The following is a 9,656-nucleotide window of genomic DNA, read 5'->3' as shown; positions in this document are numbered from 1 at the left end:
AATTCCATTTTTGCGTAAAGAATTAATAACAGAAGTACAGAATAATAAAACGTTTGGGAAAGCTGAAGTCACGAAGAAAAAGACTGGAAATTATGTGTTATCACCAGAACAATATCAAGAATTAACAAAACAAGTGAATGCAGCGGTCACTCTCAAAAAGGATTATGGGCGTTTGAGAGAAACAGATTTTGTGAAAGAGTATGAAAGTTTAAAAATGACTGCAGAAGGTTGGATAAAAGAAAATCGAACATTGAAACAAGAAAAAGGTCAGTTGCAGAAAGAAGTTGGTGTATTAAATAGAGAAATTAGCTCATTAAAAGCTCATATAAAGGGTTTGCAGACGAATATAAGAGTTTTGTATTTACAAACGAAAAAAGTTTTTAAAGAGCAATTTAAGGCCTTTAGAGAAATTGTTAAAAATGAATTGGATAGTAAGGGAATAGATAATCAATTTGAACGTGAACATAAGAGAGAAATAAGCAGACATCGAGATTTTGATAGGGAAAGATAGTATTGAATGTTGTATTTTTGCAAGAGATGGAAAGCTTTAACAAGGTGTTTCATGTTATTATAGAGAAAGACATACAAACGAGAAAAACCGCCCAAGCTTTGGTCGGCGAGGCGGTTTTTCATAATAAGGTTGGAATCAACCAATATATATTCTATATACATTCTAACATATAAAAGTTGATTCCTTCCACTAAGGGAGAGAATTATTTTATGACAAAAGTTGTAGATTTTGGACAAGCTGAAAAAAAAGCGAAAATAAGAGATAGTAAGATTGATAGCATTTATAATCAGTTGCAAACCGGTGGTTATTCAGAAGAAGAGAAAGCAATGCTCTTACAGTTAATAAGTAAAACAACTGGTGGAGATGAATATTTTATAGGGAAAAAGAAAAAACCTACAGATCGGGTGAGGTTTGTGCAAATAATTATGGATAATTACAATTATTTGAGTGAAATTAATTATTTATCTACAGCTGAAAAAGCGCTTTTAATGGATTTAATACCTTATGTAGAATTTAAAACAAATATTTTGGTTGAAAGAATAACTAAAGAAGATGAATTTGATTCTGATAGTGCAACGCCTAGTTATCTTGCAAGAAAGTTAAATAGAACTAGAGGAAAAGTTTCAGAGTTAATGAATGGTTTAATGAAAAAAGGATTATTAGCGGTTGCAGAAACTGGAACAACTACCGAAGATGGTCGTATTTGTACAAGTCGTACATGGTTTGTAAATCCAAATATCATGTGTTGTTCTCCAAAAGACGGAGTAGATAAAGCAACTCAAAAAATCTTTAAAAAATCACTTAAAAATTTTGTAACTGAAGATGGTAAAAAACATAAGTTGCCAATTTATTTATTTTAGATGTCATTTTATATTGACATCTTTTTTTTTATATTTTTTTACATTTTTTAGGTGTTCCTTTTTGGGTACACAGGTGTTCCTTTTTGGGTACACCCTATATCTTATAAACCCTTGTTATTACTGACTTTCTTTACTTTCCTCTTCTCACTCTTATATATAGGGCTAAAAGTTCCGCAAGGAACGGGTAGTATTTTTGAGAATTTCACTCAAAAATCTCCACCCTCAGAATTAAAAAAATCGGTTCGTTAATCCTCACCTAAAGGCTATTGCCTTTCTTTTTAATTCTGTCCTTGCGGAACTTTTTTCGGCTCGTGTGCTTTTCTCGCCAAGCCGACAGACAAAAAGCAAAGCAATGGTTCTCGACTTGGACTAGCAAGTATACGAGCCGAACCGCTTCGATCAATCGTTCTAAAATAGTTCTTATTCAAAAATAGATACGTAATACGTGGGGTTTCGCCCCCACACGACGAACCAGCACTCTAGCCAAAAAGCAAAGAGTAGACCAAAAGATAAGGACAAAATTCCGCTAAACAAAAAATAAGCCGTCCATATGGACAGCTCGTTTACATAATTTTAGTTATCAGAAACGAATTAGTTTTTTTATAAATTAAAACCAATATTTGTTCATTTCACTTAAAAACTCTTTAGTAATAGGGAATCCAGAGCTTTGACCTATTATAGAATCAATCCCACAGTAAGGACAAAGAGCTGTGTTCTCATTACTATCTATCCATTCTTTAATTTCAGATGGATGAAATATTTCTAAACAATAAAAACAGCCACATAAATTATCTTCTTTTAAATTTTCCTTGTTATTACCACAGAACCGATGGGCAGCTTTCACGCTATTTTGCATATTATTTTCCTACCCCTTCCAACTCAATTAATTTTGATTTTTCTTTATAATAATCTTAATAGAATTTGTATGTTATATACAAACATAGTTAACATAATCACTTATTATCGGTAGCAAATATTTTGATAGAATCCTTGTTTCTACAAGGATTCTTGCTTTCATATCTATTTATCTCTTATACATGATTTTATACATTGTTGATATAGCGAGGATTCTAGGGATCCCCGCTATTCTTTTTTTGCATAAAATCTTGTATATAGAAAAAAAGATTTTGATGTTATTATCGAGAAGTAATACATATCGGTGTTAAAATCGGAATGTATTTCGGAAATTAAATTGTTTTTAAAATCGGTTTTCATATCGGTTGCAAGTGCATTCCGATTTTGATTGGAATGTTGATTTAATCGTGTTTTTTAAGTAAAAAACGTATTCCGTTTTTTGGGGAGGAATAAAAATTGGAACTAAAATCGGAAATGCACACACCGAAAATTGTTGCGGATCTTTTAGGAATCACACCCGATTTATTAAAGGTATGGTCAAATGAATTTAATATACAAACGGAGCGAAGTCAGGGAGGACATCGTAGATACTCGAAGGAAAATATAGAAGAATTAAAAGCAATAAAAGAAAAAATACAGGTACAAAAATGGTCTTACGATCAAGTTCGGTCATGGCGAAACGGAGAACTTGATTCGTTTGTTTCAAAAGAAGAAAAATCAGAATTAGAAAAGAAACTGAATGAAGTATTAGAAAATCAACAGTTACAAAATCAATTTAATCAAGCACTCGTTCAGAAATTACAAGAAATTACGAATGAATTGGTTACGACAAAAGAACATTTAGCGAATACGGAGAAAAAGCTAACTGAAGTAGAAGGTAAAAACAGTGAATTAGAAGTTTTCATAGAGAAGAAGCTAGAGAAACGAGATCAGTTATTGCTTGAAAACATTAGAGATATGCAGGCACAAAATCAGAAACAAAAACGGAAAGGTTTTTTCGGTTTGTTTAAAAAGTAAATTTGGCCGGTATTTTATGTACGGTTCTAATGTCGGAAAAAGAAGAATAGAAATATAGCATACATACAATAAGGGAATGCAGTATAGATCAGTCTACAAGCATTCCCTTGCTATTATTATGTTACGTAGTTTTATAATCTTTTGTTTTTATTTTATATGTTTTTAATATATTTTTAATTAATGGAATTTACCTTTTAAAATGACGGAATTTTTAGAATTATATAAATTTATATTAAATTTTAAAAATATTATATTTTTCCAATTTAATAGTTTACATGTTTTGGTTAATGATGTACTATTTGTATGTATTTATTAAAAAAGGGAGGAATTACCTTGAAGAAATTGGGATTAACGGCTTTAGTAGCTACAATGGGGATTGGAATTTTTACTGCAACAGATGCAAAAGCATTAAGAGATATCGATCCGATCGATTTTTCTATTAGTTATTCGTATACAAAAGATGTTCCTGGTGATGGTTATAAAATTTATCATGGACATCAAAGTGCTGGATATTATGTTGTTAATTTAAAGGATAGCTCTGGTTCTGCAAATGTGAAAACTGTACTTCATAATTCAAATCATGAATCAAGAGGTTCTGGTACACTTGATAGAGGTACAAAACAAGCATTCTCTAATAGTGGAACTGCTGGTTATTATTATCATTTGAATATGAAAAGAACTTATAGTGGTGGAGATATTTATGTAAAAGGTTCATGGTCTCCTGATTCTCAAGACTAATTAAAAAATGTTTCTTTTATAAAAGGAATCTATGTAATTAATTATTCAATTAAGTCAAAATGATTAGATATCTTTATTTAATCATTTTGACTGTTTTCTGTTTTATAGGTTAAATGTAATTTTTTTACACCAATTGGGAGGTTATCGTGAATAATATTATTAAAGATAGATTTATAAACAAATATAGTATTGGTTCTTTTATAGCATTTCTTTTGATTGTATTTTTTTCATTCTTTGTATCAAGTAGTATTTTTGAATCTATTTTTTTATATGACTATAGTAAAGGGGATTTAGCAGGTAAAAGTCGATTTTTTTTAACTGAAAATTATCTTTTCAAGTCAGCAACTTGGGAACTAATGACTTTTGATAGTATGTATTATTCTTTATTTTTGTTTACGCTACCTGCAACTTTTCCTATTATTGGTTTTTATAATGAAGGTAAAGGGTATTTTGTTCATGCCTATACAAGGATAAAAAATTACAAAAAAAGTATATTAGGTGTTATTTTACAATATTCAATTATTTCTGGTTTGTGTTTTGCTGGGCCATATTTATTGTTTTATTTGTTTGTTGCTTGTTTTAATTCAAACTATATTAATAGTCACATTGGATTATTAAATAGTATAAATTCTTATATTTCTTTTAATAATGCAATTGTATATTTTGTGGTAATTTGTTTTGTAGTTAATTTTATTTTTGGATCTATATATGGTTTTTTTGCATGTACAATTGCATTATGGACAGAAAAAGTTTATTTTATTGTATTAATTCCATTTATATACTATTTGGTGATGTCAAATATTTCTGCGGCATTTAATCTTGAATTAATTTCTCCATTAATAGGAATTTTATATAATACTTATAGTGGTGTTTCTTTATATCAAATAATTGTTCCTTTACTAATTCCTTTATTTATAGGAATAATACTTATTTTTCTTCATTTTAAACGAGGTGATAAGTTTGGTGTATAAATATAGCATTTTAAAAGCTCTTTTGTTGTCTTATATTTATTACTGTATTATTTATACATTTCCATATGGTTCTCAATTATCACCAAATATGTTTATTAGTGATAATTTGAATTCATTTATACCTTTTTTCTTGTTATATCTGTTTTTTATTAATAATTTTCAAATGTTTTTTGCAAATAGTATGTTCTTAGTGAGAAATAAAAGTTTAAGTAATTCTGTATTAGGAATTTTAAAAGAATTAGTACCTTTAAATATTCTGTATACGTTTGTTTTTGTTTTTGTAATAAATATTGTAAACATTCAACATTTTGGTAAGATTGATCTAATATATAGTATTAAATTTTTCATGTTAATTAATCTTTGTTTTATATTCCTTAATCTAGTTGTTATTATTCCTAGGATTATATGGGGAGGAATATCTTCTTTTATCAGTGCTTTATTTTTTATTATGTTAAGTATTTTTTCTATTTTGTTTAAAAAAGAAAGTGATGATTTTCTTTTTTTACCTTTATCTTTACATGCAATGCCTCTTAATACATTTAAAGACTTTTTAATAGTTATTAGTATATTTGCTTTGTATATCTGTTTGATATTTTTATTTATATTCTTTGTTAGAAGGTTGTATTATGGAAATCAAAAACATATTTCTTAAGATAATAAAAATGGTGTTTTTAATATTAATATTTTCTAGTTTGCTTATAAATATTAAATTTACGACTTTAATGGAATATCCTATATATAGTGATAAATCTATTCTATTGAATTATTTTGTTAAATTTTGGGGTAATACTCAAATAAAAAATTTAGATAGTTATTATATTTTGGATGTGTTTAGTATTGTAAGACCTTTTATTGTTTTGTTTTTAGGAATTGTATTTTCTACTTTTTCTTTTATGAGTACACCAAGTACGTACTCTTATTTTACTTTCTATAGAAAGAGAAGAATGTATGATTATTGTATTTCTGAATCTTATCTTATTATTTTTAATGCTATAAGGTATGTAATATTATGGGGAGTTTCTATAGTTATATATGTGTTTTATTTTAAGTTTATAGAAAATATCTCAATTTTATTTGATTATGAAGTATTGAAGTTATTAGTATTACATATTATTTTAATGTTAATTTTTATCTGTAATATGAGTTTTATATGTTTAATTTTAAATATCCTATACTCAAAATTAATAGGATTTATAGTGATAGTAGGAGGAACTCTTTTTACTATTTATCTTGATTTAAAGTTGAAAAGTATAAATATCATTTTATTTGATTATAATTCTTGTTTTATTGATAGTTTTATTATACAAATTTTTATTTTAGTGTTTTGTTTCTTAATTTATAAATATATATATAAATTATATATATTGAAAGGATGATAGAATTGTCTCATATTATTTCACTATCAAATGTATCAAAAAAAGTAAAAAAACAATTAATTTTAGATGATATTACATTAAAATTAGAGAGTAATAAGACATATGGTTTTATTGGATATAATGGTTCTGGAAAAAGTATGCTATTTAAAGTGATTTGTGGATTTACTTCTTATACATCAGGTGTAGTGAAAGTTAATGATAAAGTAATAGGAAAAGATATAGATTTTATTGAAGATGCTGGAGTTATAATTGAAGCACCTGAATTTTTACCTAAATTAACAGGTTATGAAAATTTATTTTTATTGTCTAAAATTAAAAAGATAATTTCTAAAGAACAAATAATAAATTCTTTAAAATTAGTCGGTTTAGAAGATCATATGAATAAACACGTTGGGAAGTATTCTTTGGGGATGAAACAGAGACTTAGAATAGCCCAAGCAATTATGGAAAATCAGTCTATTCTTATTTTAGACGAGCCTTTTAACGGTTTAGATAAGAAAGGAGTTATGGAGATACAACAACTTCTTTTAGAGTTAAAAAAAGTTAAAACTATTCTTCTGACTAGTCACAATGAAAATGATATAAGTTTGTTATGTGATGTTGTTTTTGAACTTGAAAGTGGAAAGGTTATTAACGAAGAAAGGATGGTTAATAAGTGAAAAAAACATATTTATTTTTATTAATAATAGCTATTTTATTACTTTCATCATGTTCTAATGAAAGTAATAAGGGTAATTCGCAAACTAATGAGAGCGATAAACATACACAACAAGAAGATGAATATATGAAAAACAGGAAAACTTTTAATATTTCTTCAGAAAAGTTATTTACTTCTATTAAAAATAAAGAAGGGATTAAAAAAACATTTGAAAAAGAAGGTAGTTATAATGTTATTTCAGAAAAAAATATAATCCAAGCTTTTTTCCTTTCCAAGTCGGAAAAAGTTTCTAGTGTGGAAGTAACTGTAAATAATAGAAGCTTTTATAAAGATGAGGAAGAGAAAAAAATAGTATTAAGATTTTTTAAGGATTTATTCGAAAGTTTAGATATTAATTATGATGAAGAAAAACTATTATCTATATTAAAAGAAGATTTAACAAACTCTGCTGATATTAAGAATACAGACTATAAATATTTTAACTATAATGATCAGGTTTGGTTTAGTATAGTAGGTGTTTTTAATAATGGAGAGAAAAAAGGTAGTCCAACAGGAATTAATATCAATATAAATAAAAATAAACCTGAAGCTGATTAAAATAGATTTTACTTTTCTTATTATAATATTTGTAATAAGAATAATACGAAGTTTGAGGGATGTCTATGAAACAACTTAAGGGAAAACAGGAGTTAAAATGGGTTCTAATTATATTAGTAGTTTTCATTGTTATATTTATGGTTAGAACTTTTATTTTTATGCCATTTAAAGTAGATGGGGAATCTATGGAACCAACTTTGCAAAATAAAGATAGGTTATTCGTTAATAAAGTTATATTAAATTTTTCTCCTATAAAACATGGCGATATTGTTGTTATTAAAAAAACAGAAGATCAGATGTATTTGGTGAAAAGAGTCATTGGACTAGATGGTGATGTAGTGAAAATCACAGAGGGTAACCTGTATATAAATGGTGTAGAACAAAAAGAAGCTTATTTAAATCAAAATTTATTAGAGCAATATAAACAATTAAATTATGCTGAACAAAAAGTCCCAATTAATAAAGTGTTTGTAATGGGAGATAATCGTCTAAATAGTAAAGATAGTCGGAATGGTTTAGGCTATATAGATGAATCTGATATAGTAGGTAAAACTGAATTTGTATATTATCCTTTTAATAAAATAAAATTTATTAATTAATAAGATTTAAGCTATCTCTTTGTTTAGAATTGATTTTAAAAAAAGTGTAATATTCCATAATTCAGGGTAAAAAAGGAGTCTGTATTCAGACCCTTTTTTATTTATCATAAGAGGTAGATATACAGTGTCTGTCAACGGTAAGCGGACAGAATGAAGCTGCAAGCGAAATGAAGGAGCATTAAGGAGTTGATCAGATTCACTATGCAACCCTCTTGTGGTTGTCAAAAGGTACCCTTTTGACCCTGCCTACCGGCGAGGGAGCCCCTCAAGGATTGAGGGGTTGGGGAGTTGGATTGATGGGGGCTGGGGAAGTGTTCCCCAGTAGGTTTGGACAAAGTCCAAGGTTTGGTTTTGCCATGCTAAGCATGGATCGGCGGAGCCGAAAAGCGTCGCAGACCCCTATTAATTTTGATGCTTTAGCGTCAAAATACGTATAGGGTTACTTTAATTGACTCCATTTCGTCGCTTTGCTAGACTGATGGTATCAATTAATCTAGGGAAAGTGGTGGCACTTTATGTTGGGTTCTATCTCATTTAATCAATCCCACCAAAGTTCATTAAGTCATAATAACAGAGAAAATATTCATGGGAATCCTGGCATTGATCCATCCAGGTTACATGAGAATATTTATTTTGTTCAAAAGGATATCCGAAGTGTATACAAGGATATCTTTCAAGAAGCGGTGGACAAATATAACAAGAAACAAAAACGGAATGACCGTAAAATTGATGATTACTATGACAAAATACATAAAGACGATAAGACGCATGAGCAACGAGAATTAGTCATAGCGATCGGGGAAGGGAAAGATGACTCGAAATATAGGGAAGCCAAAAAGGAAGCGTTAAAACAGTATGCTGAAGTGTTTCAAGAGCGAAATCCAAACCTATCGGTTTATAACATGGTTTTACATGATGATGAAGCCAATCCGCATTTACATATTAACTATGTACCGAATTTCGAAAGTAGTCGAGGATTAACGAGGCGTGTCGGAATGGATAGAGCCTTGCAGCAACAAGGTGTCGAAGGAACGGGAAGAAAGTTAATTGCGCATTGGAGAGAAACAGAAACGGCTTATATCGAGCAATTGGCTAAAGAATATATTCCGAATTTTGAACGTGCTAATGTAGGTTCACATAAGTACATGAAAGTTCGTCAATACAAGGAGTATGCAGAAGCAAAGTCAACTATTGAAAACCAAGTAGAAGAAAAAGAAACACAGTTACAAACGATTGACGATCATTTAAAAAACGTTGAAGAGAAAACAAATGAATTAGAAGTAACAAAAACGAGTTTGGAAAGTGATGTTGTTGATACGTACAAAGAATTAGAGATAGTAAAGCAAAAAGTAGAGAGTGAAAACGAAAAGTTGCAGTTAATTGGCCAGCGTCATATAGAGTTAGAAAAAAGAATAGAACAAATGCAGAAAGAATTAGATAGTGCTTCGGATCAAGTGCCAAATGAACCTATTAA

At 28.6% G+C, this 9,656-nt stretch carries 11 protein-coding genes and 1 pseudogene; 10 read left to right on the top strand and 2 right to left on the bottom strand.

Annotated elements, in window-relative coordinates; all coding sequences use genetic code 11:
• Nucleotides 1–511, top strand: a pseudogene (locus ILS93_RS28215) (plasmid recombination protein); the annotation flags it as partial.
• Between the two features lie 209 nt (nucleotides 512–720).
• Nucleotides 721–1,371 carry a MarR family transcriptional regulator gene (locus ILS93_RS28210; RefSeq protein WP_098664927.1) on the top strand — a complete coding sequence of 217 codons (651 nt, stop codon included), beginning with the start codon at nucleotides 721–723 and terminating at the stop codon, nucleotides 1,369–1,371.
• A gap of 278 nt (nucleotides 1,372–1,649) precedes the next feature.
• Here the strand turns inward: ILS93_RS28210 and ILS93_RS28880 are convergent, their stop codons facing one another.
• Together ILS93_RS28880 and ILS93_RS28200 are read right to left on the bottom strand one after the other, a co-directional pair.
• Nucleotides 1,650–1,799: a hypothetical protein gene (locus tag ILS93_RS28880; RefSeq protein WP_261784341.1), complete on the bottom strand. Its 150-nt coding sequence runs from the start codon at nucleotides 1,797–1,799 to the stop codon at nucleotides 1,650–1,652.
• Nucleotides 1,800–1,978: 179 nt separating this feature from the next.
• The gene (locus ILS93_RS28200) at nucleotides 1,979–2,227 is read right to left on the bottom strand and encodes a cytoplasmic protein (RefSeq protein WP_222661725.1); all 249 of its coding nucleotides are present in this window, start codon (nucleotides 2,225–2,227) and stop codon (nucleotides 1,979–1,981) included.
• Nucleotides 2,228–2,682: 455 nt separating this feature from the next.
• Here ILS93_RS28200 and ILS93_RS28195 point away from each other — a divergent pair, with 455 nt between their 5' ends.
• The 8 genes from ILS93_RS28195 to ILS93_RS28160 form a co-directional block, all read left to right on the top strand.
• On the top strand, nucleotides 2,683–3,243 hold the full coding sequence (locus ILS93_RS28195) for a MerR family transcriptional regulator (protein WP_097927655.1): 561 nt from the start codon (nucleotides 2,683–2,685) through the stop codon (nucleotides 3,241–3,243).
• Between the two features lie 333 nt (nucleotides 3,244–3,576).
• Complete coding sequence (locus ILS93_RS28190) at nucleotides 3,577–3,981, top strand: hypothetical protein (RefSeq protein WP_222661724.1); 405 nt, start codon at nucleotides 3,577–3,579, stop codon at nucleotides 3,979–3,981.
• Between the two features lie 146 nt (nucleotides 3,982–4,127).
• Entirely contained in the window at nucleotides 4,128–4,952 is an 825-nt protein-coding gene (locus tag ILS93_RS28185; RefSeq protein WP_222661723.1) for a hypothetical protein, read from the top strand.
• 626 nt (nucleotides 4,953–5,578) lie between these two features.
• Nucleotides 5,579–6,328 (top strand): hypothetical protein, encoded by a 750-nt coding sequence (locus tag ILS93_RS28180; RefSeq protein ID WP_222661722.1) that lies wholly within the window; start codon nucleotides 5,579–5,581, stop codon nucleotides 6,326–6,328.
• Nucleotides 6,325–6,987, top strand: a complete 663-nt coding sequence (locus tag ILS93_RS28175) for an ATP-binding cassette domain-containing protein (protein WP_199640713.1) — start codon at nucleotides 6,325–6,327, stop codon at nucleotides 6,985–6,987. Before ILS93_RS28180 ends, ILS93_RS28175 begins: the two co-directional genes overlap by 4 nt.
• Nucleotides 6,984–7,583 (top strand): hypothetical protein, encoded by a 600-nt coding sequence (locus tag ILS93_RS28170; RefSeq protein ID WP_222661721.1) that lies wholly within the window; start codon nucleotides 6,984–6,986, stop codon nucleotides 7,581–7,583. Before ILS93_RS28175 ends, ILS93_RS28170 begins: the two co-directional genes overlap by 4 nt.
• A 65-nt stretch (nucleotides 7,584–7,648) precedes the next feature.
• Complete coding sequence (gene lepB / locus ILS93_RS28165) at nucleotides 7,649–8,182, top strand: signal peptidase I (RefSeq protein WP_222661720.1); 534 nt, start codon at nucleotides 7,649–7,651, stop codon at nucleotides 8,180–8,182.
• A 515-nt stretch (nucleotides 8,183–8,697) separates the two neighbouring features.
• Nucleotides 8,698–9,656: plasmid recombination protein (locus ILS93_RS28160; RefSeq protein WP_222661719.1), on the top strand; the 959-nt coding region annotated here is incomplete at its 3' end.

The organism is Bacillus sp. 16GRE42 (genome assembly GCF_019837435.1).
Classification (GTDB): Bacteria; Bacillota; Bacilli; order Bacillales; family Bacillaceae_G; genus Bacillus_A; species Bacillus_A wiedmannii.
Note: the sequence above shows the minus strand (reverse complement) of the source record. Positions and strands in the feature narration are given on the sequence as shown.